The organism is Mycobacterium sp. NGS33, from assembly GCF_059812885.1.
Genome location: NZ_JCALDN010000003.1, coordinates 148645 through 175379 on the forward strand (window position 1 = coordinate 148645; position 26735 = coordinate 175379).

General features: G+C 68.0%; 26 protein-coding genes, 1 tRNA gene and 1 other RNA gene. 15 read left to right on the top strand and 13 right to left on the bottom strand.

The genetic code is table 11. The features are described from left to right. Positions 1-10: 10 nt before the first annotated feature. From AC5Y5B_RS08150 to ffs, 3 genes are all read right to left on the bottom strand, one after another. Positions 11-1924: a DNA polymerase III subunits gamma/tau gene (locus AC5Y5B_RS08150; RefSeq protein WP_500004949.1), complete on the bottom strand. Its 1914-nt coding sequence runs from the start codon at positions 1922-1924 to the stop codon at positions 11-13. Positions 1925-1976: 52 nt separating this feature from the next. After that, positions 1977-3269 (bottom strand): aspartate aminotransferase type Ic, encoded by a 1293-nt coding sequence (locus tag AC5Y5B_RS08155; RefSeq protein ID WP_500004951.1) that lies wholly within the window; start codon positions 3267-3269, stop codon positions 1977-1979. A 78-nt stretch (positions 3270-3347) separates the two neighbouring features. Continuing rightward, positions 3348-3444: signal recognition particle sRNA small type (ffs, locus tag AC5Y5B_RS08160), an RNA gene on the bottom strand. Between the two features lie 76 nt (positions 3445-3520). Here ffs and AC5Y5B_RS08165 point away from each other — a divergent pair. Both AC5Y5B_RS08165 and lucA read left to right on the top strand, forming a co-directional pair. Then, positions 3521-3609 (top strand) — tRNA-Ser (locus AC5Y5B_RS08165). A gap of 89 nt (positions 3610-3698) precedes the next feature. Further along, positions 3699-4529: a lipid uptake coordinator LucA gene (gene lucA, locus AC5Y5B_RS08170; protein ID WP_500004953.1), complete on the top strand. Its 831-nt coding sequence runs from the start codon at positions 3699-3701 to the stop codon at positions 4527-4529. Here the strand turns inward: lucA and AC5Y5B_RS08175 are convergent, their stop codons facing one another. Then, positions 4530-5270, bottom strand: coding sequence for an enoyl-CoA hydratase/isomerase family protein (locus AC5Y5B_RS08175; RefSeq protein ID WP_500004955.1), 741 nt, complete (start codon positions 5268-5270; stop codon positions 4530-4532). A 14-nt stretch (positions 5271-5284) separates the two neighbouring features. Then, entirely contained in the window at positions 5285-5665 is a 381-nt protein-coding gene (locus AC5Y5B_RS08180; protein ID WP_112633683.1) for a hypothetical protein, read from the bottom strand. A 175-nt stretch (positions 5666-5840) separates the two neighbouring features. Here AC5Y5B_RS08180 and AC5Y5B_RS08185 point away from each other — a divergent pair, with 175 nt between their 5' ends. The 3 genes from AC5Y5B_RS08185 to AC5Y5B_RS08195 all read left to right on the top strand — a co-directional run bounded on the left by AC5Y5B_RS08185 (position 5841) and on the right by AC5Y5B_RS08195 (position 9514). Next, entirely contained in the window at positions 5841-6299 is a 459-nt protein-coding gene (locus tag AC5Y5B_RS08185) for a lipoprotein LpqH (protein WP_205869137.1), read from the top strand. 99 nt (positions 6300-6398) lie between these two features. Beyond that, entirely contained in the window at positions 6399-8132 is a 1734-nt protein-coding gene (locus tag AC5Y5B_RS08190; protein ID WP_112633685.1) for a hypothetical protein, read from the top strand. Then, positions 8129-9514, top strand: coding sequence for a CHAT domain-containing protein (locus tag AC5Y5B_RS08195; protein WP_500004957.1), 1386 nt, complete (start codon positions 8129-8131; stop codon positions 9512-9514). Before AC5Y5B_RS08190 ends, AC5Y5B_RS08195 begins: the two co-directional genes overlap by 4 nt. A gap of 3 nt (positions 9515-9517) precedes the next feature. On the opposite strand, the gene AC5Y5B_RS08200 is transcribed toward AC5Y5B_RS08195, so the two are convergent. Continuing rightward, positions 9518-9856 carry a hypothetical protein gene (locus tag AC5Y5B_RS08200; RefSeq protein WP_500004959.1) on the bottom strand — a complete coding sequence of 113 codons (339 nt, stop codon included), beginning with the start codon at positions 9854-9856 and terminating at the stop codon, positions 9518-9520. 44 nt (positions 9857-9900) lie between these two features. Between AC5Y5B_RS08200 and AC5Y5B_RS08205 the strand changes: the two genes are divergently transcribed. The 3 genes from AC5Y5B_RS08205 to AC5Y5B_RS08215 are packed head-to-tail and all read left to right on the top strand — an operon-like array spanning position 9901 to position 13465. Beyond that, positions 9901-11232, top strand: a complete 1332-nt coding sequence (locus AC5Y5B_RS08205) for a hypothetical protein (RefSeq protein WP_112633687.1) — start codon at positions 9901-9903, stop codon at positions 11230-11232. Beyond that, positions 11229-12368 carry a hypothetical protein gene (locus AC5Y5B_RS08210; RefSeq protein WP_500004961.1) on the top strand — a complete coding sequence of 380 codons (1140 nt, stop codon included), beginning with the start codon at positions 11229-11231 and terminating at the stop codon, positions 12366-12368. Before AC5Y5B_RS08205 ends, AC5Y5B_RS08210 begins: the two co-directional genes overlap by 4 nt. Positions 12369-12406: 38 nt before the next feature. Then, positions 12407-13465, top strand: coding sequence for an NAD(P)H-dependent amine dehydrogenase family protein (locus tag AC5Y5B_RS08215; RefSeq protein WP_500004964.1), 1059 nt, complete (start codon positions 12407-12409; stop codon positions 13463-13465). 31 nt (positions 13466-13496) lie between these two features. Here AC5Y5B_RS08215 and AC5Y5B_RS08220 read toward each other — a convergent pair whose 3' ends face one another. Further along, complete coding sequence (locus AC5Y5B_RS08220; protein WP_500005284.1) at positions 13497-13655, bottom strand: hypothetical protein; 159 nt, start codon at positions 13653-13655, stop codon at positions 13497-13499. A 61-nt stretch (positions 13656-13716) separates the two neighbouring features. Here AC5Y5B_RS08220 and AC5Y5B_RS08225 point away from each other — a divergent pair, with 61 nt between their 5' ends. Genes AC5Y5B_RS08225 through AC5Y5B_RS08235 form a run of 3 tightly spaced genes read left to right on the top strand, consistent with a single transcriptional unit; the run spans position 13717 to position 15625 of the window. Further along, positions 13717-13890, top strand: a complete 174-nt coding sequence (locus AC5Y5B_RS08225) for a CsbD family protein (RefSeq protein ID WP_500004966.1) — start codon at positions 13717-13719, stop codon at positions 13888-13890. After that, entirely contained in the window at positions 13890-14612 is a 723-nt protein-coding gene (locus tag AC5Y5B_RS08230; protein ID WP_112633691.1) for a cutinase family protein, read from the top strand. Before AC5Y5B_RS08225 ends, AC5Y5B_RS08230 begins: the two co-directional genes overlap by 1 nt. 26 nt (positions 14613-14638) lie before the next feature. Further along, positions 14639-15625 (top strand): SDR family NAD(P)-dependent oxidoreductase, encoded by a 987-nt coding sequence (locus tag AC5Y5B_RS08235; protein WP_500004968.1) that lies wholly within the window; start codon positions 14639-14641, stop codon positions 15623-15625. 12 nt (positions 15626-15637) lie between these two features. On the opposite strand, the gene AC5Y5B_RS08240 is transcribed toward AC5Y5B_RS08235, so the two are convergent. After that, positions 15638-16027, bottom strand: coding sequence for a PPOX class F420-dependent oxidoreductase (locus tag AC5Y5B_RS08240; protein WP_500004970.1), 390 nt, complete (start codon positions 16025-16027; stop codon positions 15638-15640). A gap of 147 nt (positions 16028-16174) precedes the next feature. On the opposite strand from AC5Y5B_RS08240, the gene AC5Y5B_RS08245 reads away from it, so the two are divergent. Further along, the gene (locus tag AC5Y5B_RS08245; RefSeq protein ID WP_112633694.1) at positions 16175-16759 is read left to right on the top strand and encodes a TetR/AcrR family transcriptional regulator; all 585 of its coding nucleotides are present in this window, start codon (positions 16175-16177) and stop codon (positions 16757-16759) included. A gap of 9 nt (positions 16760-16768) precedes the next feature. Here AC5Y5B_RS08245 and AC5Y5B_RS08250 read toward each other — a convergent pair whose 3' ends face one another. Beyond that, positions 16769-17971, bottom strand: coding sequence for a cytochrome P450 (locus AC5Y5B_RS08250; RefSeq protein WP_500004972.1), 1203 nt, complete (start codon positions 17969-17971; stop codon positions 16769-16771). 11 nt (positions 17972-17982) lie between these two features. Next, on the bottom strand, positions 17983-18816 hold the full coding sequence (locus tag AC5Y5B_RS08255; RefSeq protein WP_500004974.1) for a mycofactocin-coupled SDR family oxidoreductase: 834 nt from the start codon (positions 18814-18816) through the stop codon (positions 17983-17985). 236 nt (positions 18817-19052) lie between these two features. Between AC5Y5B_RS08255 and AC5Y5B_RS08260 the strand changes: the two genes are divergently transcribed. Continuing rightward, positions 19053-19886: a rhomboid-like protein gene (locus AC5Y5B_RS08260; RefSeq protein WP_240631766.1), complete on the top strand. Its 834-nt coding sequence runs from the start codon at positions 19053-19055 to the stop codon at positions 19884-19886. On the opposite strand, the gene AC5Y5B_RS08265 is transcribed toward AC5Y5B_RS08260, so the two are convergent. Then, a complete protein-coding gene (locus AC5Y5B_RS08265) occupies positions 19827-21869 on the bottom strand; it encodes a glycoside hydrolase family 172 protein (protein WP_500004977.1) in 2043 nt (680 codons plus the stop codon). The genes AC5Y5B_RS08260 and AC5Y5B_RS08265 overlap by 60 nt on opposite strands. Positions 21870-22229: 360 nt before the next feature. Here AC5Y5B_RS08265 and AC5Y5B_RS08270 point away from each other — a divergent pair, with 360 nt between their 5' ends. Next, on the top strand, positions 22230-22352 hold the full coding sequence (locus tag AC5Y5B_RS08270; protein ID WP_276310837.1) for a hypothetical protein: 123 nt from the start codon (positions 22230-22232) through the stop codon (positions 22350-22352). 616 nt (positions 22353-22968) lie between these two features. Here the strand turns inward: AC5Y5B_RS08270 and ligD are convergent. Further along, entirely contained in the window at positions 22969-24000 is a 1032-nt protein-coding gene (gene ligD, locus AC5Y5B_RS08275; RefSeq protein WP_112633699.1) for a non-homologous end-joining DNA ligase, read from the bottom strand. Positions 24001-24026: 26 nt separating this feature from the next. Here ligD and AC5Y5B_RS08280 point away from each other — a divergent pair, with 26 nt between their 5' ends. Beyond that, positions 24027-25106 carry an ATP-dependent DNA ligase gene (locus AC5Y5B_RS08280; RefSeq protein ID WP_500004980.1) on the top strand — a complete coding sequence of 360 codons (1080 nt, stop codon included), beginning with the start codon at positions 24027-24029 and terminating at the stop codon, positions 25104-25106. A gap of 366 nt (positions 25107-25472) precedes the next feature. Here AC5Y5B_RS08280 and AC5Y5B_RS08285 read toward each other — a convergent pair whose 3' ends face one another. Further along, positions 25473-26723 (bottom strand): HNH endonuclease signature motif containing protein, encoded by a 1251-nt coding sequence (locus AC5Y5B_RS08285; RefSeq protein WP_500004982.1) that lies wholly within the window; start codon positions 26721-26723, stop codon positions 25473-25475. Positions 26724-26735: the final 12 nt, after the last annotated feature.

Here is a 26735-nt window from a genome sequence, read left to right on the forward strand (position 1 = left end):
GCCGCCCCGTCTAGCCGTTGTCGATGCGACGGGCGCCCAGCTCATTCTGTAGCAGTTCCAGCGCGACCTCTTCGGGGTCTCGGCGCGGCGCCGACGGCTCGTCGCGGACCGCTTCGGCGAGCATGTGTTCCTCTTCGTCGCGCCGCGCGGAGTCCGCGTCGGGTGCCGGCTCCTCCGCGCTCGGGACGGCGGGCGCGCTCCCCCCGGCGGCGGGCGGGACCGTCGGCGCCGATGCCGGTGCGCCGGCCTCACACCGCACGCGCCAGTTCACGCCGAGCGCGTCCTTGAGCGCCTCGGCGATCACGTCGGCGTTGCGCTGTTCGCAGAGCCGCTTGGCCAGCGGCGCCGATTCATGGCTCAGCACCAGCGTGTTGCCCTCGATGGCCCGCACGGTCGCACCGGCCAGCATCACCTCGGTGGTGCGGCTGCGCTGACGCACCTTTTCACGCACCGTCGGCCACATGCTGCGCACCGCGGCGGTGTTGAGTTCCCCTGGCGCGGAGGCTGATTCGGGCGACGGCGGCGGAGCCGCGGCGGGCTCGGGCTCGGGCGCGGGCGACGGGGTGGTCTCGGGCGCGGGCGGCGGGGCGGGCGCCGGGGCCGGCTCGGGGGCCGGAGCCGGTTGGGCCTCGGGCTTGGGTTCGGGTTTCGGGTCGGGCTTGGCGGTGGCCGCCGCGGACCGCCGGGTGAACCGGGCGGGTGGCTCGGGTTCGGCCCCCGCCGCAGCGCCGCGCGGCGCCGCTCCGGCGGCATCGGAGGCGGGAATCGACATGTCCAGCCGGGTCTCGATGCGCTCGACGCGTTGCAGCAGCGCGGATTCGGTGTCGCTGGCCGAGGGCAGCAGCAGTCGCGCGCACACGACCTCGAGCAGCAGACGCGGCGCGGTGGCACCGCGCATCTCCCCCAGCCCGGCCTGCACCACCTCGGCGTAGCGGGTCAGGGTCGCGGGCCCGATCCGGGTGGCCTGCTCACGCATCCGCTCCAGCACGTCCTCGGGGGCGTCCACCACGCCGCGGCTCGCCGCGTCCGGGACGGCCTGCAGCAGGATCAGGTCACGAAACCGCTCGAGCAGATCGGTGGCGAATCGCCGGGGGTCGTGCCCGGCGTCGATCACCGACTCCACCGCGCCGAACAGCGCCGCGGCGTCGGCGGCGGCCAGCGCGTCCACGGCGTCGTCGATCAGGGCCATGTCGGTGGCGCCGAGCAGCCCCAGCGCCCGCTGATAGGTCACGTGCGCGCCTTCGGCGCCGGCCACCAGTTGATCGAGCACCGACAGGGTGTCGCGCGGCGAGCCTCCGCCGGCGCGGATCACCAGCGGATAGACGGCGTCGTCGACGGCGACGCCCTCCTGCTCGCAGATCCGGCCGATCAACGCGCGCATGGTCTTGGGCGGCAACAGCCGGAACGGGTAGTGGTGGGTGCGCGACCGGATGGTCGGCAGCACCTTCTCCGGTTCGGTGGTGGCGAAGATGAAGATCAGGTGCTCGGGCGGCTCCTCGACGATCTTGAGCAGCGCGTTGAACCCCGCCGTCGTCACCATGTGCGCCTCGTCGACGATGAACACGCGGTATCGCGACTGGGCCGGCGCGTAGAACGCGCGGTCGCGCAGCTCGCGGGTGTCGTCCACGCCGCCGTGGCTGGCGGCGTCGAGTTCGACCACGTCGATGCTGCCGGGCGCGTTGGGCGCCAGCGCCTGGCACGAATCGCAGACGCCGCAGGGGGTGGCCGTCGGCCCCTGGGCGCAGTTCAGCGAGCGGGCCAGGATGCGCGCCGAGGAGGTCTTGCCGCAGCCGCGCGGTCCGGAGAACAGGTACGCGTGGTTGATCCGGCCGGCTTCCAGCGCGACCGACAGCGGTTCGGTGACGTGCTCCTGCCCCACCACTTCGGCGAAGGTTGCCGGTCGGTACTTGCGGTAGAGGGCCACGGTCAGCAGGCTACCGGCGTCCGCCGACGGCGACGCGGGCCGGCAGGGTCGTCTAGTTCACACTCGAGGTCGACGACGCCAGCAGCGACTCCGACGCCGCCAGCAAGGCGCAGGTGGCCAGGCCGTCGACGGCCTCGCGCAGGTCCGGCAGCGACGGGAAGGTCGGCGCGATCCGAATGTTGGTGTCCTTGGGATCTTTCCGGTACGGGAACGACGCGCCCGCCTCGGTGACCGCGATGCCGGCGTCCTTGGCCAGCGCGACGGTCCGCTTGGCCGTGCCGGGCAGCACGTCGAGGCTGATGAAGTAGCCGCCCTTGGGGTCGGTCCACGAGGCGATCTTGGAATCGCTGAGCCGCTGATCCAGGATCTCGGCGGCCAGGGCGAACTTCGGCGCCAGGATCTGCTGGTGCCGCAGCATGTGCAGCCGCACGCCGTCGGCATCGCGGAAGAAGCGCAGGTGCCGCAGCTGGTTGATCTTGTCGGGTCCGATCGACTTCTTCGACGCGTATTGCAGGTACCACGCGATGTTGCCCAGCGAGCCGCCCAAGAAGCTCACGCCGGCGCCGGCGAAGGTGATCTTGGAGGTGGACGCGAACACGTACGGCCGATGGGGGTTGCCGGCCGCGGCCGCCAGCCCGAGCACGTCGACCTGCCGGATGAAGTCGTGCGTCAGGGTGTGCACCGCGTAGGCGTTGTCCCAGAACAGCCGGAAGTCAGGGGCCGCCGTCCGCATCTGGACCAACCGCAGGACGGTGTCCCAGGAGTAGGTGACCCCGGTCGGGTTGCCGAACACCGGCACCGTCCACATTCCCTTGATGGCCGGGTCGGCCGCGACCAACTCTTCGATCAGGTCGACGTCGGGCCCGTCGGAGAGCACCGGGACGGGGATCATCTCGATGCCCATCGTCTCGGTGATGTTGAAGTGCCGGTCGTAGCCGGGGACCGGGCACAGGAATTTGACGCTCGGTTCGTCCTTCCAGGGCCGCTGCGAGTCCACGCCGCCGTACAGCATCGAGAAGGCGACGAGGTCGTGCATCAGTTCCAGGCTGGAGTTGTTGCCCGCGATCAGGTTCTGCACCGGGATGCCGAGCAGCTCGCCGAAGATGGCCCGCAGCTCGGGCAGGCCGTGCAGGCCGCCGTAGTTGCGGGTGTCGGTGCCCTCGTTGTCGCGGTAGTCGTCGCCGGGCAGGCTCAGCATCTGGTTGGACAGATCCAGCTGGGCGGCGGCCGGCTTCCCGCGGGTCAGGTCCAGGGAAAGCTTCTTGGCCTGCAGATCCGCGTAATCCTGCTGGTGGCGAGCGTGCGCAGCCGCGAGCTCGGCAGGGGTGAGGGACTCCAGCGACACCGTGAACCCTTTCGCTGTCGGCATTGGGGGCGGCCGCAAGCGCGGCGTGGCCGGGCGCAGCGGGTCGGCACCCATTTGACCTAGGGGACCCCGCGCACCCGACAGAGCCCATTGACCCTTGCTGCCTTCCGGCCCTGGGGGAGTTCACAGGATAGACGCCGCGCGGGGTCCAGCGATGAGTCTAATACCTGCCCCGGAGTCGACGACGAGCAACTGGCAGCGGCCATCGGGGCCTCGGTTACCATGGCCACGGAGGATTCGCCTAGTGGCCTATGGCGCTCGCCTGGAACGCGGGTTGGGTTAACAGCCCTCGCGGGTTCAAATCCCGCATCCTCCGCCAGTGGTCCGCCGAGCGGACCTGTACGAATTGATAGGGATTCGGGTCGGCCGCCTTTAGGCTGGCGTGGATTCACCAGCATGAGGAGGGGTATGGGGCGCAAGATCGCCGTGCCATGGCACCTGCTGTTCTCCCTCGTTGCCAGCGCCCTCTACTTCTTCTTTGTGTTGCCCCGTTGGCCGGAGCTGATGGGGGACACCTCACGCACGCTGGGGATGGCGCTGCGCATCGTGACGGGCGCCCTCATTGCGCTCGCGGCGCTGCCGGTGGTGTTCACCCTGCTGCGCACCCGCAAGCCCGAGCTGGGGACGCCGCAGCTGGCCTTGTCCCTGCGGATCTGGTCGATCGTGGCCCACGTGCTGGCCGGCGTGCTGATCATCGGGACGGCGATCAGCGAGATCTGGCTGAGCCTGGACGCCGCCGGGCGGTGGTTGTTCGGCATCTACGGGGCCGCCGCCGCGATCGCGTTGCTCGGCATTTTCGCTTTCTACCTCTCCTTCGTCGCCGAGCTGCCCCCGCCGCCGCCCAAACCGATCAAGGCGAAGGAGCCCAAGAAGCGCCGCGTGCGCGGCAAGAAGGGCGACGAGGCCGAAGCCGACGAGACCGACGAGGCCGACGAGGCGGAGACCGCCGCCGCGGAAGTCGAAGAGACCGAGGACGCCGAACAGGCTGAGCCGGCAGCCGAACCCGCCGAAGTCACCGCCGCCACCGGCGACCCCGCCGAGGCCACCGAGTCTGGGGTGACGCCGGAGCCGGCGACCGAGGCAAAACCCGACGAGGCTGCCGTCGAGGACGCCGACGAGTCCGACGAGTCGGGGGCCAAGTTGCGCAACCGGCGCCCGACCGGCAAGGGATCGCACCGGATGCGGCGCAGGCGCACGCGGGCCGGCGTTGCCCTCGACGAAACCGTCGACGAGGACTAATCAGCGGCGCCGCAGCCGCTCCGCGTAGGCGGCGATGCGTCGCAGCGTGTCGTCCGTGCCCCACATCCGGCGAACCTCGTCATCGACCCCGCGGGCCTCGCGGATCCGCGCCATCGTCGGAGCATGCAACTGAGTCTTGGTCTGCCGGTAGGCGTCGGGCGGGACGCTGCCCAGGTCCGACGCCTCCTCCACGGCCGCCTCGAGGAGCTCCTCGGCGACGACGCGGTGGGCCAGTCCGCGGGCCACGGCCTCCGCGCCCCGATAGCTGCGGCCGCCCAGCAGCACCTCATCGGCGTGCATCCCGCAGGCGTAGCGCATGACCTCCAGCGCGGCGACCGGGAACGGCACCCCGACCCGCACCTCGGCCGCGCCGATCTGCGCGTCGGGGCCGATCAGGCGGCGGTCGCAGGCACACGCGAGGACGCAGCCGCCCGCGATGGCGGCGCCGTTGATCGCGGCGACGGTGGGTCCCGGATAGCTGAACACCGCCTCGAAGGCCGCCGACAGCGCGGGAACCAGCCGATCGGTGTAGCCGGTGCCGCCCTGCACCACGCGGTTGAGGTCGACGCCGGCGGAAAAGGCCCGGCCGGCACCGGTGATAACCAGCGCGCCGGCGTCCGAACTCGCCAGCTCGCGCACCGCCGTAGCCAGGCCTTCGAGCAGCTCGACATCCTGCGCGTTGACCGGCCCGGAGGACAGGGTCAGCACCTTGACGGTTCCCGCGGAGTTGATGTCGATCATGATGCTTCCTCCGTTCAGCGGCCGACGGCCACGAGGACCACGGGAATGTCGGTGTTCTCGTCGGTGTGATAACTCGCGCAGACGCGGTGATAGCCGTCGGCGATCTGGACCGGAACCCCGGTGACGAAGTCACCGCGCACCAGCAGGATCGGTGACAGCGGCAGGCCCTTCTCGACCTTGGTCAGGTCGGCGGCGACGTGCGGATTGTCCACCGGCAGCAGGCCCAGCTGCGCGGCACGCAGAATGTCCTTGGCCTTCCGGTGTGTCACGGTCCCGGACTTGAGCTTTTTGATCGCCTTCTTCACCGTCTGCGCGCCGGCAAGCATGCTGAGGTAGTCCGCCGCCGCCGGAAAGTCATGGGCCTCAGGCTTTTCCAGCCATTTCACGCTGAGCATCGCGGTATTCCCTTCGCCGACTCCGACATCGACGCAGCCTACCGCTGGGCCGGGCGAAATTTGGGATCGGTAGCGACCGCAGCGGTCTGTACTGGCGCCAGGACGACGCCATCGGGGCGGCGCACGAAGGAAGGAACCACAAGTGAAACGTCTTCTCGCAGCTGCGATTGGGACCCTGGGCTGCGCCGCGGCTTCAGTGGCCCTGGTGGGGTGCTCGAGCGGCGGCCACCCGGCCGCATCGGGGTCGAGCACGACGCCCAGCGCCTCCACGGGCACCAACGCCCAGGTCAAGGTGGGCGGTACCGACCTCGCGGGCGTGAACCCGGCGTCGGTGACCTGTGTGCGCACCGGCGGCAAGATCAACATCGGTAGCGGCTCCACGGGCGGTGCCCAGCAGGCGCTGGCCGTCGTGCTCACCGACGAAGCCAGCCCGAAGGTCCAGTCGCTGGCCCTGGTGGTCGACGGCAACGCGCTGGCGGTCAGCGACAACATGGGCGCCAAGGTGGGTTCGGCCAACGTCGCGGTCGATGGCAAGACCTACACCATCACCGGTCAGGCGCAGGGTGCCGACATGAAGAACCCGATGGCGGGAATGATCACCAAGGACTTCACCATCAAGGTGTCCTGCGGCTGATCGGTTTGCGGCCCTCGAGCGGCGGACGTGCCTCACTCACGCGTCCGCCGCTCGCGGTTTTGGCGATCCAGGTACCACCCTCGGACTTATGATGCAGCCGTGTCGATCCCGGACGAATTGGACGAGGCGCGCCGTTTGGCGTTCGCCGCCGACGAGGCCGGTGCCCGCGATCTGCTGCTGTCACTGATTCCGCGGATCGAACGCGACGACCGGGACGACGACCTCATGCTGGAAGCCCTTGGGCAGCTTGGCGAGATCTACCTGGCGCGCGGGGCGTACGACGGGGTCCGCGAATCCATCCGGCGCATCGAAGACTGTTTGGCCATCTACGCCGGCATCGCCGCGGGCACGATGCCGCACGAAGCCGAGCGGGTGCGGCTTTCCGGCACCGGGATCGCGCGGATGATGGGCCAATACTCGCGGCGGGCGCAGTTCCTGCGGACCGGGTTGGCCGCCGCTCTGGGCGACCACGAAGCCGCGGCTGCGGAGCTGGAAACGTTGTGCGACAACGGCTCCGGGGACGAGGACCCCGCTCTCGCCGACGAGCACAGAACTCTGTGCGCCACCGCGCAGATCCTGTGCGCCACCGCGTTGTGTGACGACGACCTGCATGTGCGGTCGGTGGCGCTGTGGGAAAAGGTTCTGGACAACATCGGTCATGCCGGCGGCGGCGAGCGCGCCGACTATCTGTGGATCACCGGCGCCACCGGGTACGGCAGGTTCTGCGTGGAAACCGGGCGGTTGAGCGAGGCCGAGCCGTGGTTGCGGCGCGCCGAGGCGCGGGCAGCCGCCAAGGGTTGGGAATTGGCAAGAGCCAGAGCACAATTGGAGCGGGTGGCGGGCCGCTGGGCGGCCAACGACCACGCCGGTGCCGAAGAACTGGTCGGTCAGGCCTATCCGGTCATCGCCCGCCATGACCGGGCCCACGACGTGGCCCGGTGCTGGCTGTACATGGGACTCACCCGGCTGGGATCTGGCGCCCTGGAGGCCGCCGACGAATGCTGGGAGCACGCCGAACGGCATTGGCGCGAACTTGGAAAGCCGCTGCCGCTGCATCGAATCCTGCTGCAGCGCAGCTGGATCGCCATCTTCTGGAGCCGCTTTTCCGACGCCGTCGAGCTGATCGCGCAAGCCCGCGAATTGCTGGACTCCTCGCCACGCAGCAGCTGGCTGCAGTACGCCCAGCTGGACAATCATCTCGGAACGGTCTGGCGCGCCGACGCTCTGGCGGACCTGGGTTTCGACAGCTCGGGCGATCCCGACGAGACGCTGCAGGAAACCGAGGCGCGCCAGGCCGAGGGGCTCGGCATCCTGCGCGGCGAGGTCGGCACGCCGGCCTACTGGCGCGCAATGACCAAACTCGAACAGGCCGCCGAGCTCAAGGTGCCGGCCGCCCTGGCGGTCGACTCGGTGCGGTACTCGATCGCCGACGCCGACGCGCGGGCACGGTGGGCCACCGGCATTTCGGCGCCCATCCTGGCCGGTGCGTTCGCGGTGGCCTGGGAGTGGGAGAACACCGCCCTGATCAGTGAGCTCGTTGAATACCACAGTGCGCGCGGCACTTTCGAAGGGTTGCAGCGACCGCGGATCGGCGAATGGGCCTCGACGGCCGTCGCGGCCGTTCCCGTCGAAGCCGACGCGGAACCCGTGGCGCTGGCCGCCGCGGGCCCGTCGACACCGGGCCGCGCGTCGTTGACGAAGCTGGGTCCGCTGCCGCCGCTGCAGATGCAACCCGGGGCGGCGCCGATCCTGAGTCACTATCGGGAGCTGGCTGTGCAGCGCTACGGGCGCGAGGTCACCGCGGCCGAGCCCGCCTGGTCGACGTGGCCATGACCGGGCCCGACCGGCTGACCCTGGTGCTGCGATACGCCGACCTCGGAATCGCGACCTACGCCAGCCTGCAAATCGTCGGCCAGCCGTCCAGAACCGTCACCTGGGTGGTCGAAGAACCCCTGCTGCTCGCCGCGCTGGCCGAACTCACCGCCGCCCTGCCCGAGCCGCACGGCGCCGAAACCCGGCGCGACGCGATCGAGCGCGCGCTGACCACGGGACCCTTCGCCACGCCGGACACCGAGCTCACGGTCGCCTACATTCTCGGTGTGCTGCTCATCGGTACGGCGGGCTGGCAACTGCTGGCCGAATGCGTGGCCTCGCCGCGGGCGGTGCTGTTCGTTTCGCCCAGCGCACGGCTGGCCCGCGTGCCGTGGGGGCTGCTGGCCATCCCGAAATCGGGTCCGAGCAAAGAAGAACTGGTGCGTGCGCGCCAGGAAGCGATCACCGCCAGCGGTCGCACCGCGGCCCAAATCCCTTGGCGGCTAGCCGATATAGCGGAACTGACCGATGGCCATCGGCTGATGGAACTGGTCGACGTGCTCATGGCGGTGCCGCCCAACATCGTGCACTCGCCGCGCGCGCCGGCCGAATGGCACGCCCGGCGAGACGGCGCACCGCTGCTGATTCTGGATCCTCGCGTGCCGGGGCAGCGACCGGACTCCGCGCTGGGATCGGTGCTGGGCAGGCCCGCGCCGCACACGCCGGTGGCGCAGCACTTCGCCGGCGTCATGCGGCGCCGGCCTGTCCTGCCGCGCGCCGACACCGTCGTCGACCTGTTCCGCCGCCAGGATGCCGGGCGGGCCTGGCTCGCCGACCTGCTGCGCCAAAACCCGTGCCGGCTGCTGTATGTGGGCCATGCGAGTTCGGCCGACACCCAGCACGACCACGGAACCCGCGCGGACCGGGCTGCCCTGCATCTGGCCGATACGGCGGACGTCCCCGGGGATGCCAACTTGATCGGCGATCATCGCCCGCTGACCGCCTCGGACCTGATGGCCCTGCGATTGCCGATGCCGCCGCGCGTGGCGCTGCTGGCCTGCGGATCCGGTGGTGATTATCAGTTCGACGAAGCGACCGGGTTGGTGGCGGCGATGATCCTGAACGGCGCGCAGCTGGTGACCGCCACGCTGTGGTCGCTGCCGACGACCGCCGCGCACCGGCAATTCGCGCGGTTGACCGGCACGGCCGACGCGGAGCCTGCCGACCCGATGGCCGAACTCGTGGCGGCCGTGGACGACGCCCACGACGCCGCGCAGGAGGCCGGGTGCGCGGTGAACCGGTGGCAGCGCGAACAGATGCGGCGCTGGCGCGACGGTGAGGTCAGCGCCAGCCCGCTGCATTGGGCCGCCCTGGCCACGTTCGCCGTCGACGGCGCGCGGTAACGCTCACAGCGAGGCCACCCACGCCGCGTGGACGGCCAGCACGTCGTTGGGCAGCGAAAGCTCTTCGCGGGCGGTCGGATCGAAGGCCACCAACACGACCAGGCCCGGCCGCAGCATCGACAGGTCCGGGCCCCCGTCGCACCGGGCCAGCTTGCCGATGAACGTCTCCCCCGACACGGCCACCACCTCGATGAAGACCTGGCGCTTGACCTTGCGGACCGTGCCAACGCCCACGGTGCGGTTCCCGGCGTCCCGGCGGCGACGCGACCGGAGCCATTCGACCAGCAGCAACAGCTTGTTCATGCGATCAGGGTCCGGCCGCAGCCCGGCTACCGAACCCAACTTTTTGGCTGCCGCAAACTTTGCGATGGCCCTATTCTGTGCAGATGAGCGCCGACCCGCAGGTTGCGACCGCCGTGGGAGGTGAGGCGGTGGCCCATCCACGGCGGTCGGTGATCGAGGCGGCGTGGCGGGCCATCGGCCCCGGCGTGGAGGTGCTCAGCGGTGACGACGGTGCCCCACTGAGCCGGACCGTCAAACGCATCCTCGACCCGTTGGTGCTGCGACTGCGATCCAACCCCGCCTATTCGGCCCCGGTGGTCACGGCGGAGACGGCCGCGGCGATGCACGACCTCATCGTCGGCGGCGGCCCCGAATTGCGTTCGGCCGCAGCATGGTTCGATGCTCTCAAGCTGGAGCGCCGCAGGCAGCGGATCCGCACCGGCAACGCCCAGGAGCTGTATTTTCCGGTCTGTTTCGAACTCGCCGTCACGAAAGGCCCTCCGACGCCGCAGGATTACCAGACCGCGGCGGCGGTGCTCGGCGAGATCCATCGCGATCGCGATCGCACCGCGATCGAGGTCCTGCACCGATACGTGGCCGATGCCCATGTCGTTGCCGCGCTCGCCGAGCAGTTGGAGCACAGTTGGCGCGATGTGCGACCGGACGAGGCCGCCGTCATCGATCCGTTCCGGGCCGAGCTCGGCACGGTGTTGGGCGCGGCCGGCGGCCACGGCGCCGCGGCGACCCGCCGGCGCGTGTGGTCGGCGATGATCACCGACCCGACCCCGTACAACCTGGGCGCGCTGGCCCGCACCGAGACGGACCGACTGCCCTGGTCGATCGTCGATCTTGGCCTGAGTTCCGTTGCGCCACAACAGCCGCCGTCGATTTCACAGAGCGCCGATGGTGAGCGTCCGCTGGATCGCAGTGTGGTGGACCGGGTGCGGGCGACCCTGCGGCGCGCCCTGGATCGCGACGCGTTACCCGAAATCCCGGTGCTGTGCGCGGAAGAGGTCGACCGGGCCTGCGCGCCGTGGGGGCTACTGGCCGAGGACAAACAAGCCACGCTGGTGGCGGGCATCGAGGTCGCGATCCAGCTCGCTCCGCTGGACCCGTCCGCCTCGTGCCGTTACGACCTCGCCGCGCAGATCCAGGCGCGGCTGCGCAAGGAGGCGTACGTGATGCACGCCCGCCGGTATCTGGCCGAGAACGGCCCGATTCATCCCCGCCAGCGTCAGGTGGTCGACGACCTCGCGGCCTTCGCGCAGCCCTACCTGAGCCGGCTGTGGGCGCGGCTGCACGGGCGGGACGTCTGGCAGGAGCGTTGTGACGACGTCGACGACGTGCGCGCGCTATTGGACGGGGTGGCCCGGTCGGTGAGCCTGGATCACCGGCAGCGCATCAAAGCGATGCTGGAATTGCAGGTGGCCGGGTGAGACTGGTTGCCGATTCCGGGCTTTGGAGCACCGAGCCCGTAAACCCCACGGCCGCAACGCCACTGATCGCCCTGCTGGAGGTCAGCGGAGCGGTGCTGTCGTGGACGGTGGACGACCCCGACGACGCGGCGCCGCACATCACGTTCACCGACGTGTCGCGCGCGGACTGGTTGTGGCGGGTGCTCGGTGAAGCCGGTCATGTCGCGCTGGTGTCGGCCGTGGACGGGGTGCCCGGTCACCCGCGCGGCATCGAGCTCGCGGGCGTCGACCTGGTGCCGGGCTCGCTCGCCCCGCTGCGCAGGCTCGCCATCGGCCATTGGCTGCGCCGGTGGTGGCCCGCCAGCAGGCAGGACGGCCTCGCCGGCCTGGACCGCGCGCTGCTCGATGTCGAGGTTGCGGCGCTGACCGCCGGCGCGCAGAGCTTCTTTTCCGACGACACGCTGGATTCGGACGTGACGCAGCTGCTTGCGCCGCACGCCGACGCGCTGATGAGCCGGGCCCACAGCGATGATTCCCGGGTGGTGGACCTGGTCCGGGCGAGCGCCGGACTCGCCGAGGAAATCGGCGTGGGCGGCGACCGGTGGTTCGAACTCATTGCCGCGCTTGACGATCCGCGCCTGATTGTGACGATGCCGACCGATCGTCGCGATGACTACGCGTTAGCCGCCGGCGCGGGCGCGGGTCCGTTCGGGGCGGCCGCGATAGCCCGCGGCGTCGCCTCCGTCGCCTGGAGCGGGGTTCCCCCGGCGATCTTCGATGCCGGCGAAAACACCGTGGACTGGAGCGTCGACGCCCGCGGTTCGGCGGTCGTCGCCGTCGTACAGGCGGCCGTCATCGGGCCGGACCCGGCGACCGGCATCGCGGTGCGCCTGCGTTCGGCGGCCATCGAGGGCCTCGGCACCCTGGACGCCGGCGGCCGCGCAACCCTTCCGTTGCAAGACGGCCGCGGGCAGCCCCTGACGGAGTCGGTGGCCTGGGACCACGACTGGTCGGCGACGTCGGTCCTGGCGGGTGCCGAATCGACGGAATCCCCCGAAATCCGGGAGCGGGTGCGGCGCTGGGCTCGGTCGCGGCTGGACTCGCCGCCGCGAGACGCCTTCCTCGCCGAAATATTGGCAGCGGAATCTGCCTATTAGGCCTACTAAGAACCCCGGCCATTCCCTATGCTGAGCGAGTGCCAAACACCTATCGCGTCGTTCAGTGGAACACCGGAAACGTCGGCAAGAGCTCACTGAAGTCGATCGTCAGCAACTCCACCCTGGAATTGGTGGGCTGCTACGCCTGGTCGCCGGAGAAGGCGGGCCGCGACGCCGGCGAACTCGTCGGGATCGAGCCGCTCGGCGTCAAGGCGACCAACGACATCGACGAGCTGCTGGCGCTGAAGCCGGACTGCGTGGTCTACAACCCGATGTGGATCAACGTCGACGAACTCGTCCGCATCCTGTCCGCCGGCGTCAACGTGGTGACCACGGCCTCGTTCATCACCGGCCACAACCTCGGCGAGGGTCGGGACCGGATCCTGGAGGCCTGCGAGAAGGGCGGCTCCACGATCTTCGGGTCAGGCGTCAGCCCGGGCTTCGCCGAACTCTTGGCCATCGTGTCGGCGATGGTCTGCAACCGGATCGACAAGGTCACCGTCAACGAGGCCGCCGACACCACCTTCTATGACTCGCCGGAGACCGAGAAGCCCGTCGGCTTCGGCCAACCGATCGACAACCCCGACCTGCCGGCGATGGCGGCGAAGGGCACGGCCATTTTCGGCGAGGCCGTCCGGTTGGTGGGTGACGCGCTGGGTGTCGAGCTCGACGAGGTGCGCTGCGTCGCCGAGTTCGCCCAGACCACCGAGGATCTCGTCATGGCGTCCTGGACCATCCCGGCCGGACACGTCGCCGGTACCTACATCAGCTGGCAGGGCATCGTCGGCGGCCAGACACTCATCGACCTCAACGTCCGGTGGAAAAAGGGACAGACGCTCGATCCCGACTGGCAGATCGAACAGGACGGCTGGGTCATCCAGATCGACGGGCAGCCGACGGTCACCACCAAGGTCGGCTTCCTACCGCCGCCGTACTTCGAGGCCACGACGCTCGAGGAATTCATGGACCTCGGCCACATCATGACGGCGGTGCCGGCCATCAACGGCATCGCCGCGGTCGTCGCCGCGGCGCCGGGAATCGCCACCTACGCCGACCTTCCGCTGACACTCCCGCGCGGCAACGCGTATGTCGGCTGATCCGGGTCAGCCCTGCCCCGACATCGCCGTCTCAGCCCAAATGCTCCGGGGGCTCGGGTTTGATAACGGGGGGCCGATCCGCGGGTGAGTCACCCAAATAGCGCCTCAGGCGCAACAGCTGATTGATCACCATGCCGATGCCGAGCAGCATCAGCCCCGCCACTACTGCCACCACGATCGCGGTGCTCACCAGTCCATGATGCCAGCACCGCGGGTTTTGATAGCTGCCATTGCGGGGTAGCCACAGCGGCATGAGCAACGAAGACAAGCTGCAGAACAAGATCGAGGACCTGGGCGGCCGGGCCAAGGAGGCCATCGGCAAGGCGACCGGTGACCACGACACCAAAAACGAGGGCAGGGCGGACCAGGCGAAGTCCAGCCTGAAGGACGCCGGCGAAAAGGTGAAGGACGCCTTCAAGAAGTAATGAGCATCCGTGCGGTGTCGGCCGTCATGTTCGGGCGCCGGCTGTCCATCTGTGCGCTTTCCGCTGTCGCGGTGTGCGATTCGCTGCTCGCGAGCGTGCCGGTTCCGTCCGCGGCGGCCGAGCCGTGTCCGGACGTCGAGGTCGTCTTCGCTCGGGGATCCGGCGAGGCGCCCGGCGTCGGCGGCATCGGCCAGCCCTTCGTCGACGCGTTGCGTTCACGGCTGGGCGGTCGGTCGCTGGCCGTGTATCCGGTGAATTACCCTGCCAGCACGGACTTTTCGAGCCCGGACTTTCCATTGACGGTCATCGACGGCATCCGCGACGCCAGTTCGCATATCGAGTCGATGGCGGCGAGCTGTCCCAACACCAAAGAGGTGCTCGGTGGCTACTCGCAGGGCGCCGCCGTCGCGGGGTACACCACCTCGGCCGCCGTGCCCCCGGGCGTGCCGGCGTCCGCGGTGCCCCCACCGATGCCGCCCGACGTCGCCAAGCACGTGGCCGCGGTGACGCTGTTCGGAACGCCCTCGGGTCAGTTCCTGCAGAAGTACAACGCACCGCCGCTGACCATCGGGCCGTTGTATCAGCCCAAGACCCTCGAGTTGTGCGCGCAGGGTGACCCGATCTGCGGCAAGGGCGACGGCAGTGACTTCGCCGCGCACACGTCGTATCCGATCAACGGCATGACCAACCAGGCGGCCAACTTCGCCTCGAGCCACCTCTGAATTTCCGCGTCTTGCAGAATGAGGCCATGCGGGTTCTGATCACGGGCGGTACCGGATTTGTCGGCGGGGGGACCGCCAAGGCCATCTCCGATGCGGGGCACTCCGTCAGGTTTCTGGTCCGAAACCCCGACAAGCTGCAGACCACCGTGGCCAAGTTGGGCGTGGACGTCACGGATTTCGCCGTCGCCGACATCACCGACCGCCTCGCCGTGCGGGAGGCGTTGCAGGGTTGCGATGCCGTCGTGCACAGCGCCGCACTCGTGGCCACCGATCCGCGCCAGACGGCCGAGATGCTCGCCACCAACATGCAAGGCGCACAGAACGTCCTCGGCCAGTCGGTCGAGCTGGGCCTGGATCCCATCGTCCACGTGTCCAGCTTCACCGCGCTGTTCCATCCCGACCTGGAGACCTTGACGGCGGACCTGCCGGTGGTGGGCGGCGCGGACGGATACGGAACGTCCAAGGCGCAGGTCGAGATCTACGCCCGGGGCCTGCAGGATGCGGGTGCGCCGGTCAACATCACCTATCCGGGCATGGTGCTCGGTCCCCCGGCCGGCGATCAGTTCGGTGAGGCCGGCGAGGGTGTGCGGTCCGCCCTGCAGATGCACGCGATCCCGGGGCGCAGCGCGGCGTGGCTGATCGTCGACGTCCGCGACCTCGCCGCGCTGCACGCGGCCCTGCTCGAGCCCGGGCTCGGACCGCGCCGCTACACCGCGGGCGGTCATCGGGTGCCCGCGGCCGAGCTGGCCAACCTGCTCGGCGAGGTCGCCGGGACGCCGATGGTCGCCGTCCCCATCCCGGACACAGCGCTGCGCGTCGCCGGCGCGGTGCTGGATCGGGCGAACCGCTTTCTTCCCTTCGAGACGCCATTCACCTGGGCGGGAATGCAGTACTACACGCAGATGCCGGCCTCCGACGATTCCCCGAGCGAGCGCGAGCTCGGTATCACCTATCGGGATCCGCAGGAGACCGTGGCGGATACCTTCGAGGCGATTCGCACCGAAGGCGCCTAGCCGCGCCGTGTCTCAGGCGGCGGGCTTGATCTCGAGTCCGACGTGCACCTTGTCGATGCCGCCGCGGACGATCGAGTGCGCATAGAACCACGGGGCGTGGTACCAGTAGCGCCTGAGGACGGCGTTGTAGACCCGCCTCGTCTCGGATTTCGGTAGCACCCGGGCTTTCGCCTCGACCTCCTCGCTCTTGGGCTTGCCCAGCGCCGCGCTCTTGGCGATCGTCACCCTGGGAGTGTTGGTGATGCGCTTGGTTTTCCAGGACCCGTCGTCGGTGATCACCAACAGCGTGTCGTCCCCGTCGGGCACGCCCCAGATCGGTGTCGGTTTCGGACGCCCGTCCTTGGTGAAGGTCGTCAACAGCAGGTACTTGGATTGAATGACGTCCGTGAAGCTGGGGGCCACGAGCTTTCCTTTTCTGTGGATCAGGGTGTTTGGACCTCAATTGCCCCATCATGCGACTTCCTAATCGTGGGCCGGCCGACCTGAGCTAAGCTCTTGGGCGATTGCCCAAACCGTGGCGTTTGTATCCGTTGCCGAAAGAGCCAGCACATGACAGCTTCGCGACGGCCGAAGACGCGGGACTCCACCACTCGCGACATGCTGATCGACGCAACAATCCAGATCATGGTCGAGGAAGGATACGCGGCGGCGACCTCGCGGAGGGTGGCCAGCGCAGCCGGTGTCAAACCGGCGCTGGTCCACTATTACTTTCCCACCATGGATGAGCTGTATCTAGACGTGTTCCGGCGCGGGGCGGCCGCCTATCAGGAGCGCCAAAAGCAGGCGTTGACCTCCGACCGACCGCTACATGCCTTCTGGGACACGCTGATCGAACCAAAGGACACGCGCCTGCTGCTGGAGTTCATGGGACTTGCCAATCATCGCAAGGAGATCAGGGCGGAGCTCGCGGCTTGGTTTCAGCGGTGGCGCGATACGCAGATCACGGCGCTGACCTTCATCGTCCGCGAACATGATGTGGACACAAACGAATTTCCGCCCGCCGGGCTCGCGGTCATCATCGCCGCGATCGGCCGCATGCTCATCCTGGAACAAGCGCTCGGCGCCACAGGGGGCCATGAAGAAGCCGTCGCGCTGGTCAACCGGCTCATCGAGCGATTCGAGATGCCCACCTAGCGCGGGCCTTCAGGGCAACACGACCCGTAGTCGCTCCCAGCCGCGGACGGTCGACGTCGACGCCAATCGCGCTGTGTCGTAATCGATGTCCCATTCGGGCCACCGATTCAGGATCTCGTCCAGCGCCACGCGACCCTCCAGGCGGGCCAGGTTGGCACCCAGGCAGTAGTGCACGCCCTTGCCGAAGGTGATGTGCGAGATGTTGTCGCGGCGGATGTTGTAGGTGTCGGGATCGGTGTAGCGGCGGTGATCGCGATTGGCTGCCCCGAACAGCAACAGCATGGCGCTGCCGGCCGGGACCGTCGTGCCGTAGCACTCGAAATCTCTTGCCAGCCAGCGGGCGACGTGCGGACCGGTGGGTTCGAATCGCAGTGTCTCGTCGACGGTGCGGGTCAACAGTGACCGGTCGCGGTAGACCTCGCGGCGCTGATCGGGGTGCTCGGCGAGCACCTTGGCCAGCCAGCCGATCAGCCGGCCGGTGGTCTCGTTCCCGGCGCCGGCGACCACCTGGGTGTAATGCAGCACTTCCTTGCGGGTCAGCTTGCGGTGCACCCCGTTCTCGTCGTCGAATTCGACGTTGAGCAGCGTCGTCATCAGATCGTCCGAGGGGTTCTTGGATCGCCATTCGACGTAGTCGGCATAGATCCGGCCGTCGGCGATGGAGTCGGCGTCGGCGACCTTCAGTGGCGCGCCGGGCTTGGTGCGCAGGTTGGCGTCGTTGGCGTCACGCACCGAGATCTGTTCGGACTCCGGGATTCCCAATAACATACCGATCACGCGCATCGGCATCATGGATGCCAGCTCGGCGATGATGTCGAAGCCCCCCGAGCCGACGAGCGGGTCCAGACACCGCACGCAGTATTGCCGGATCTGGTCCTCGAGCGCGGCCATCCGGCGCGGGGTGAACACCCGCGACATCAGGCCGCGCAGCCTCGAGTGTTCGGGCGGGTCCTGGAACATCATGACGCCCCCGGGCATGTCGAATTTCGACTGGACGAGCTCGAGGATGTCGCTTCGCCTGTTGGAGAAGGTCTCCCAGTTGGCCAGGCCCCGCTCGACGTCGGAATGCCTTGACAGCGCCCAGAAGTCGTAGCGCTCGTTGTAGTAGATAGGCGCTTCTTCGCGCAGCCGCGCGTAGATCGGGTAGGGGTTGGCATTGATCTCGACGTCGTAGGGGTCGTAGTAGACGTCGGTGTCCTTGGTGACGGTCATCGATCCGTTCCTTACTTCAGGCAGCTGCCGGCGTCCACTGGGAGCGCGACGCCGGTGATGTAGCGGGCCTCGTCGGAGGCCAGGAACAGCACGGCATTGCTGATGTCTTGGGCGGTGACCCACGGGATCGGCAGCGTGTGGAAGGTCTGGCAGATCGGCGCGAGGTCTTCGGGTCCCGGGTTCTGCAGGTCGGGGCGGAAGGCATCAAAGGTGCCCTCGTTGATCAGCAGCGGCGTGTTCACATGGGTGGGTAGCACGGCGTTGACCCGGACCATCTTGTGCCCGAGTTCAACCGCGAATGCCCGCATCAGGCCGATCACCCCGTGCTTGGCCGAGGTGTAGTGGCCGGTGTGCAGGTAGGCCTTCCTGCCCGCGACCGACGAGGTCAAGATGATCGAACCGCCGCGGTCGCCGTCCAGCAGGTGCGGGACACCGGCCTTGACCGTCTTCCACACGCCGCTGAGGTTGACGTCGATCATTTCCTGCCACAGCGCCTCGTCGGTCTTGTGCAGCTTGCCGGTCATCGTGCCGATGCCCGCGTTGGCGACGATGACGTCGAGGCGCCCCAGCTGTTCGACGCCGGTGTCGACCGCCGCCTTCAACGCGTCGTATTCGCGGACGTCGACCTCGGCGGTCACCACGCGTGCTCCGGCGTCCTTGACCATGCCCGCGGTGATGTCGAGGTCTTCCGGTGTAGCGGCGGGTGCCGGTGACCCTTCGAAGCCCCGGCAGATGTCGACCGCGATGATGTCGGCACCCTCCTGGGCGAGCCGGACGGCGTGACTCCTGCCCTGCCCCCGTGCCGCACCGGTCACGAAGGCAACCTTGCCGTCCATCCGACCCATGGCATCCTCCACCCGTCGATTTTGGGCGATCGCCCAAAAGTGTGGCGCAGGCCATGTCTAGCAGCATCCCGACGAGTCCGTCAAGGCGATCGAGTCCGCCGACGGGGCCGTTGCCGCGATCGCCGCTCTTTAAGGTGGCGTCACGGGGCCCGCCCATCCGTGAAGATTTGCGACGCGCGTGTGAAGGCTTCGTTAAGAACGAGGCGCGCCGCCCGCCGAACCGGCACGGTCGAACCATGACGCTCGCCGCTACCCGCCGCGACGGCGCCCCGCGTTGGACGGAGGCGCCGCTGCGCGCTGTGCCCGCGGCGGCGTCGGTTCGAGTCACGGCCAGCTATGCGATCGTCCTGCTCACCATCTATGTCACCCTCGCCGCGGCGGGCCCGCACGCGCACGAGGTCGCCGTGAGCCGAATGAGCACCAACGTCCACAACCTGGGGCGCGGTCACCTGGGCACCTTGATCGGCAGCGCTTTCGTGAACGACGGCGGCGATCTGTTCTTTTGGCTGCCCGGGCTGGTCTGCCTCCTGGCCTTGGGTGAGCTCATGTGGTGCGGCAGGGGATTGCTTGTCACCTTCGCCGTCGGGCACATCGGCGCCACGCTGATCGTCGCTGTCGGATTGGTCGCCGCCATCGAAACCGGCATGCTGCCGGTTTCGGTCGCCCGCGCCAGTGATGTGGGAATCAGCTACGGCGCGGTGTGCGTGCTCGGCGCGTTCACGGCCGCGATCCCGGCGCGTTGGCGCGGCGTCTGGGCGGGTTGGTGGCTGGGGATCGCCGTGGTGGCTGCCGCGGGCGCGGACTTTACCGCCGTCGGCCATGTGGTGGCGCTGCTGCTCGGCATCGGGTTGTCGTTCCGGCTCCGGTCGGCTGCGTCATGGGCGCCCCTGCACCAGACGCTGCTCATGGTCGCCGTCACGTTCGGCTATCTCTTGCTCGCCGGGCCCTCGCTGATGGCGCCCGTCGGGGGGCTGGCCGGGGCGCTCATCGGACTGGCCACCAACCGTTCGTTAGCCGGTGGGTCCCGCCAGGTTGTCGACGTGGTACCGGCTGGCGGTCCAGGGCGGTGAGTCGGCGGTGGGCGTCAGGGTGATCGTCGCCTGCGCTTTGCCACCCGTCACCGAACGCGGCAGCAGGTAGGTGTCGTCCAGCCACCGGTGGATGCTGTTGCTGCGCGGCTGCAGCCAGTTGCCTGTGGGGGTGCCGTCCACCGCAACGTCGGCCGATTGAAAGCCGGTGGCCTGATCCGAGGTGCGCCGCAGCAGGATGCCGTCGTTGTCCGGATCGATCTGGACGTGAAAGGTGATCGCGCCGTTGGCGGTACGGACCGAACCGGCGACGGGCAGGGTGTCCTGAGTGCCTTCGTACTCGCTGACCAGGAGCTGGTCGGTCGCGTCGGAGTCGGTGTAGCCGTGTAGGACCCGATTGACGGGAGCCGTCGGGCTGATGTCGTCGCCACCGGTGACACCGGGGTCCGGCTGGGTGTAGAGGAAGGCGGTCGAGCCGTAATCGGGCTGCACCATGTTCCGTTTGCCGTGTTCGATGCCGAATCGGAGCGCGGAGTGATAGCCGATAGCGTCGGCCAGCATAATCCGGTAGACGGCGACGCAATAGTCGGCGCAACCACCGGCGGAGGTGCGTTGATCGGGCTGGCCGTTGAGTGGGTCGCTGAAGTGGGTGCCGTCCTTGAAGTACCAGCCGCCCTCGTAAAGGTCCTCGGTGCCGGTGCCGTACCACTGCGGGGACGCGGCGCCGTCGATGTAGACCCGTTCGGCGCCTTCGAGAAAGTACGGGGCATCGTCACTGAACGCCGTTTTGGTTCGATAGCCGTGGATGGTCTGGCTGACACCGACGAATTTGCCGCGTCCCTGCTCCTCGGCGAACAGCCAGTCCTGGCCGAGCGCGGTCGGCCCGGCATGTGAGCGCGCGGTGAAGTAGCCGGCCCGGCCGCTGATCAGCGCGGGCGCCCACCGGGCGTCGGGTGTGGTGGCGACGTCGCTGACGATCCCCGATACCGCGTCGCCGCCGGTGTTGACGAGCGTGACGCGGGCCGATTGCGCGAAAGGCATTGGCCACCAAGCGCATAGCTGCAGCGCCCCATCGGGCTGTGGGGTGGCCGCGAACATCAGCGATCGCACGGAGTTGACACCCAGCCCGGCGCCGAAGAACTCCCCCAGTGGGGAGTCCACCATGGTTCGCCCGTCGAACTCGATCCGCAGCTGCAAGCCGTTCAACTGCGCGGCCGCCGGCCCCGGCAGCTGCAGTCGCAGCGCCGAAATGCTACCCGGGCCGGTCGATTCGGCGATGGTCTGCGCGGCGCCGCCGGCCAGCTCGATGACCCGATTGCTGTGCGCCACATCGGCGGCCGCCGGTTTGGGGTCGGTTGTCCCGGCGGCCCGGAGGGTGTCCAGCACGTCGAGCGCGGGATCGCTGGGCGCGAAAGTGTTGATCCCGTCGGCGTTGGGAAACTGCCGATAGTCGACGTGGTAATACTCCAAATGCGATGTGACGCTGACCCGCATCGAGCGCCGGTACGGCATCGGCACCTTGATGTAGTCGCCGCCCGGCGATTGCGCGGCGTTGGCCACCAGCGGCCACACGAACGGTGCCCCCAAGCTGCCGTCGACCAACGATTGCAGTGGGGTGTCGACCACGGTCTGCCCGTCCAGCTCGATGCGGATGTTTCCGAGGGCGCGGACATTGCCGCCGTCCCGGGTCAGCCAGATCGAATCGATCTCTCCGGCACCGTGATCCTCCGCGATGATGCAGCCGGCGCCGCCCGGCGCCAGGCACCCGCCGCTGCCGTTGCGATTGCCGGTCGATATGTCGAAATTGCCGCCGCTGCGATCAAAGCTGGATACCTGCAGGGTTTGCGAGGCGGGGTCCAAATAGGGCAGCCGATCCAGCCGCCGATAGGTGTCCCAGCCGACCAATCTTTCGCCGGCCAGGTTTGTACCGGGCGTGGCCGGATCCGCCCCGGCCACCCCGGCCGCGGAATTCGTCACCAGCAGCAACGCGAATGTCGCGGTGCATAACCGCGCTGCCACCGACATAGAAACAGAGCCTACGGAAGGAAATCCCGTACCTGCAGTTAGGCGCTCCGGTGAATTCGATACCGAAAGTTGGATATCAGGCCCTAAAGCAAGTTTGTATCCTGTTTCGGCCCAACACGTTTCCTCCCTGGCGATAACTGCCTGCGGGTACCCCTTTGCGGCGCAATAGGACTCGATTTAGACCCGAAAACATCTGCACTCACCCCGTAAGGTGCCCGAAATCAACGACCTGCACTCGGCTACTTTCAGTCAGGTGAAGTAATTAGTCCGAAAATTACTCATTCCCATACTCATACGACAGCGCGACGCGTAATATACCTACTCTCGGGCGTCAGATATTCTCCTACGGACGGAGTGGTCATGTCTGGTCTGAAATACAAAGTTGTTCTTGGTCTGATCCTCACCTTCACCGCCATCACGGCTTCCGGCTGCACGACGCCGATAACCATCGACTGCGGACCCAACCTGACCTGCACGATGTAGGTTTTGCCGGGCTACCGGCACGGGGTCTCAATTACTCGCATCCATTCCTTGGTATGGCCCATTTCGTGGGCCTGTTGCGTAGTTTCTCCATGGCATTGGGTGCCAGTTTGCGCACGGTCACATACCGTTACGTGCCGGCGTAGCGGATGGGACCATGACGGCATCAACCGAAACCTCGTGATGTGAAAGTCACTGGGCATCAGGGGTTTTGCAGGCCGCATCGGTCGCATTCGGGCCGCGCTTGGGCAACGCCCACTCGAGCCACGCGAGGGCGTGCGCATTGTTCGGGCCATGCGCACGCTCTCCGCGAATTGCCTGGGTGACCTTTGCGCGCGATGGCGGTAAGCTAATCGCCTCGGCTAAACAGTTCTGAAAGCCGTTGGCCCCGACGCCGTGGCAGTTCGGGCGGGGGAATTCGTGTGGTTTGAATCCGGTTCGCCAATGCGGGGATTGAGGCCCCTGGGTGTCACTGTGACAAATCAGGTTAAGCCACTGCGGCGCAACAGAATGCCTTCTGCGCACGCGCCGCGAGTGATAGCGTTGGCACCCTCACGTGAACAAAGGGGCGCGCGAGGGTAAACCGCGGCCCACGCAGAGTCCGTACAACGCATTGTGGTTAGTCCTTCTCGTTTTTGAGGTCTCGATCCCGGCTGGGTTGAACGCGTTTGGGTTCGCCGGGCATTTTCGGGTAGTTCGGTGGATACGGCATGTCCCCAAGCCCACGCTCGTCGTCGGCCTCGGCCATTTCCAATAAGGGAACAATCGATTGGGCCGCATCATCCATTGCGGCCCAAGGGTCTTGCCGATCCTTGACCAGATCGGGCACGGTCGCCATGGTGTAATCGTCCGGCTCGGCGTCGGCGAGCTCGTCCCACGTCAGTGGCATCGATACCGTGGCGATCGGCGTGCGTCGCACCGAATACGCCGACGCCATGGTGCGGTCCCGGGCGTTCTGGTTGAAGTCGATGAAGATACGCTCGCCGCGTTCTTCCTTCCACCAGGACGTGGTGACGGCATCGGGCGCCCGGCGCTCGACTTCGCGGGCCAGGGCGATGCCGGCGCGGCGCACTTCGATGAAATCCCAGTCTGTCGTGATCCGCAGGAACACGTGGATACCGCGACCGCCCGAAGTCTTCGGGTAGCCCGCCAGTCCGAGCTCGTCAAGCAGCGGGCGCAGCACGTCGACCGCGACCGTGCGCGCCTGGTGGAATGCGACGCCGGGCTGGGGATCCAGATCGATGCGCAGTTCGTCGGGATGGTCGGTGTCCGGACAGCGCACCTGCCATGGGTGCAAGGTGACCGTGCCCATCTGTGCCGCCCACACGACCGCCGCCGGGTGGGTGACTTTCAACGCGTCGGCGGTCCGCCCCGACGGAAAGGTCACCTGGCACGTCTGCAGGTAGTCGGGATGGTGCTGCGGGATCCGCTTCTGGTAGATCTCCTCACCGTCGACGCCGTCCGGGAACCGCTGCAGGTGCGTAGGCCGGTCGCGCAGGGCATCGAGCATCGGGCCACCCGCGACGGCACGGTAGTAGTCCACCAGGTGTCGCTTGGTGCCTTTCGACCCGAGTTTCGGGAAATACACCTTGTCCGGATTGGTCAGCCGCACCGCGATGCCGTCGACGTCGAGCTCTTCTGCAGCAGCCATACCTCTGATTCCAGCACAATCAGGCTATGCATCTCCCTGTCATGCCGCCGGTGTCGCCGATGCTGGCCAAGTCGGTTCGCTCCATTCCCTCCGATGCGTCCTACGAGCCCAAGTGGGACGGCTTCAGGTCGATCTGCTTCCGCGACCACGACCACGTCGAGCTGGGCAGCCGCAATGAACGGCCGATGACGCGCTACTTCCCCGAGCTGGTCGCCGCGGTCAGGGCCGAGCTGCCGCAGCGCTGCGTCATCGACGGCGAGATCGTCATCGCCACCGACCGGGGCCTGGATTTCGAGGCGCTACAGCAGCGCATTCATCCGGCGGAGTCGCGAGTGCGGATGCTCGCCGAGACCACACCGGCGTCCTTCATCGCGTTCGACCTGCTCGCCCTCGGCGACGACGACTACACGCGGCGGCCCTTCACCGAGCGGCGCGCCGCCCTGCTCGACGCTGTGTCTTCAGCGGCCCAGCCGGGCCGCACGATCCATGTCACGCCGGCGACGACCGATCTGGACACCGCGCAGCGCTGGTTCGACGAATTCGAGGGCGCGGGCCTCGATGGCGTGATCGCCAAACCGCTGGACATCACCTATCAACCGGACAAGCGGATCATGTTCAAGGTCAAGCACGAGCGGACCGCCGACTGTGTGGTCGCCGGCTATCGCGTGCACAAATCCGGTGCCGACGCGATCGGTTCGCTGTTGTTGGGGCTGTATCAAGATGACGGTCAGCTGGCGTCGGTCGGGGTGATCGGTGCGTTCCCGATGGCCGAGCGGCGGCGACTGTTCGGCGAATTACAGTCGCTGGTCACCGATTTCGAAGGTCACCCGTGGAATTGGGCGGCGCACGAAGCCGGCGAGCGGACGCCTCGCAAGAACGAGTTCTCCCGCTGGAACGCCGGCAAGGATCTGTCGTTCGTGCCGCTGCGGCCCGAGCGGGTGGTCGAGGTCCGCTACGACCATATGGAAGGTCGGCGGTTTCGCCATACCGCGCAGTTCAATCGGTGGCGCCCGGATCGTGACCCCCGCTCGTGCGCGTACGAACAGCTCGAACAGCCGGTGACTTTCAGCCTGGGCGACATCGTGCCGGGGCTCGGTTCGAGCTAGGACAGCGACGGCGGGTTGACGGGCCTACAGCGTCCGGCTGTTGGGCGTCACGACGCCGCGGTTGTCCCAGGATCTATATCGCAGTGGGAGACTATCCGCCGCGACCGGATCAGCGTCGTAAAGAACCCTGAACTAAGCGACGAAGCCTAGACCCGTGTCCCGGTCGGGTCCAGTCAGGCGTCGACGTGCCTCGAGGATGGAGGAAGACGAAATCCGCGTCCGCTTGGCGCACGTTAGTGCGCACGTCGGCGCGGATTGTCGACTTCGATTATCGCGATGCAGTCCTGCGCGCATCCGCGCGAATTTCTCTATGCCCCAACCTGTTTGGGCCTTAACCCGGTGCTGGTCATGACGGGCAGCGCTGAGCTAGTTAGCTGTCGGTGGTGGTTGGGGTTGGAAGGGTGTGTACCACCACCACTGGGCGCGTTCGCCGGTCGGTCCCGGACAGGGCGCGACCGCGGGTCGGGGTGTGGTGGGTGGGCGTGCCAGCGATCCCGGGCTCAGCACGCGCCCGGCGTCGTCGCGGACAACGAGTGCGTGTGCGGGTCCGGTGATGGTGATGACGCCGCGATGGTGCAGCCGGTGATGGTACGGGCACAGCAGCACCAGGTTGGCCAGCTCGGTGGGCCCGCCGTCTTCCCAGTGCCGGATGTGGTGGGCGTGCAGGCCGCGGGTGGCACCACAACCGGGAACCACGCAGCTGCGGTCGCGATGCTCCAGCGCGCGGCGCAGCCGCCGGTTGATCAGCCGGGTCGCCCGCCCGGCGCCGATGACCTCGCCGTGACGTTCGAACCAGACTTCACAGGTGGCATCACAGGTCACATATTGGCGTTCGGCGTCGCAGAGCAGCGGACCCAGATGCAGTGCCGCGGCCGGCTTGTCGACGTCGAGGTGCGCCACGACGGTGGTGTGCTGCCCGTGTGGGCGCCGCGCCGCCTCAACATCCCAGCCCGCCTCGACCAGGCGCATAAACGCCTCCACCGTGTTAGGCATCGGGGGCCGCTGATCCAAGGTCCCCGCGCCCGCGCCGTGGTCGCGTTGCCATTCGGCGATCAGCGCCTCGCGGTGGGAGGCCACGGCGGCGTCGAACTTCGCCGCATCCAGCGGGCCCAGGGTGATCCGATAATAGCTGCCCGCCTCGGTGGTGGTCGTGGTGAACGAACCCTGGGGCTCGGGCCGGGGGTCGGGGTCGGGTCGGGGTTCGAGCTTGACCGCGGTGCGCAACTGGTTGACCGTCGCGACCGCGGCCAGCTGTGCGTAATGCTCATCGGACCCGTGACCGGCGCGTGCGGCGATCACCCCGACCTGATCAACCGACAGCCGGCCCTGCCGCAGGCCTTGGGCGCACCGGGGGAACTCCTCGAGCCGGCTCGCGATGGTGGTGATCGTGTGCGCGTTCACCGGTGAGCAGCCCGTCTTCCAGGCCACCAACGCCGGCACCGACCGCGCCCCGGTCATCCCGCACAACTCGTCGCGATCAATCTCGGCCACGATCTCGACGATGCGCCCATCGATCGCATTGCGTTGACCGCTCAACTCCGCCAGCTCCTCGAAGAGCACCTCGAGCCGTTCCTTAGGGGACGCTTCGACGCTGGCTACAGTCGCGGTCAAAGACATGACAACATCATC

Excerpts from the sequence above, each read along its gene's own strand:
- lucA (WP_500004953.1), top strand. The coding sequence starts at position 3,699 with ATGGGGCGCAAGATCGCCGTGCCATGGCACCTGCTGTTCTCCCTCGTT.
- AC5Y5B_RS08175 (WP_500004955.1), bottom strand. The coding sequence starts at position 5,270 with ATGATCGACATCAACTCCGCGGGAACCGTCAAGGTGCTGACCCTGTCC.
- AC5Y5B_RS08180 (WP_112633683.1), bottom strand. The coding sequence starts at position 5,665 with ATGCTCAGCGTGAAATGGCTGGAAAAGCCTGAGGCCCATGACTTTCCG.
- AC5Y5B_RS08195 (WP_500004957.1), top strand. The coding sequence starts at position 8,129 with ATGACCGGGCCCGACCGGCTGACCCTGGTGCTGCGATACGCCGACCTC.
- AC5Y5B_RS08205 (WP_112633687.1), top strand. The coding sequence starts at position 9,901 with ATGAGCGCCGACCCGCAGGTTGCGACCGCCGTGGGAGGTGAGGCGGTG.
- AC5Y5B_RS08225 (WP_500004966.1), top strand. The coding sequence starts at position 13,717 with ATGAGCAACGAAGACAAGCTGCAGAACAAGATCGAGGACCTGGGCGGC.
- AC5Y5B_RS08230 (WP_112633691.1), top strand. The coding sequence starts at position 13,890 with ATGAGCATCCGTGCGGTGTCGGCCGTCATGTTCGGGCGCCGGCTGTCC.
- AC5Y5B_RS08235 (WP_500004968.1), top strand. The coding sequence starts at position 14,639 with ATGCGGGTTCTGATCACGGGCGGTACCGGATTTGTCGGCGGGGGGACC.
- AC5Y5B_RS08245 (WP_112633694.1), top strand. The coding sequence starts at position 16,175 with ATGACAGCTTCGCGACGGCCGAAGACGCGGGACTCCACCACTCGCGAC.
- AC5Y5B_RS08250 (WP_500004972.1), bottom strand. The coding sequence starts at position 17,971 with ATGACCGTCACCAAGGACACCGACGTCTACTACGACCCCTACGACGTC.
- AC5Y5B_RS08255 (WP_500004974.1), bottom strand. The coding sequence starts at position 18,816 with ATGGGTCGGATGGACGGCAAGGTTGCCTTCGTGACCGGTGCGGCACGG.
- AC5Y5B_RS08260 (WP_240631766.1), top strand. The coding sequence starts at position 19,053 with ATGACGCTCGCCGCTACCCGCCGCGACGGCGCCCCGCGTTGGACGGAG.
- AC5Y5B_RS08265 (WP_500004977.1), bottom strand. The coding sequence starts at position 21,869 with ATGTCGGTGGCAGCGCGGTTATGCACCGCGACATTCGCGTTGCTGCTG.
- AC5Y5B_RS08270 (WP_276310837.1), top strand. The coding sequence starts at position 22,230 with ATGTCTGGTCTGAAATACAAAGTTGTTCTTGGTCTGATCCTCACCTTC.
- ligD (WP_112633699.1), bottom strand. The coding sequence starts at position 24,000 with ATGGCTGCTGCAGAAGAGCTCGACGTCGACGGCATCGCGGTGCGGCTG.
- AC5Y5B_RS08280 (WP_500004980.1), top strand. The coding sequence starts at position 24,027 with ATGCATCTCCCTGTCATGCCGCCGGTGTCGCCGATGCTGGCCAAGTCG.
- AC5Y5B_RS08285 (WP_500004982.1), bottom strand. The coding sequence starts at position 26,723 with ATGTCTTTGACCGCGACTGTAGCCAGCGTCGAAGCGTCCCCTAAGGAA.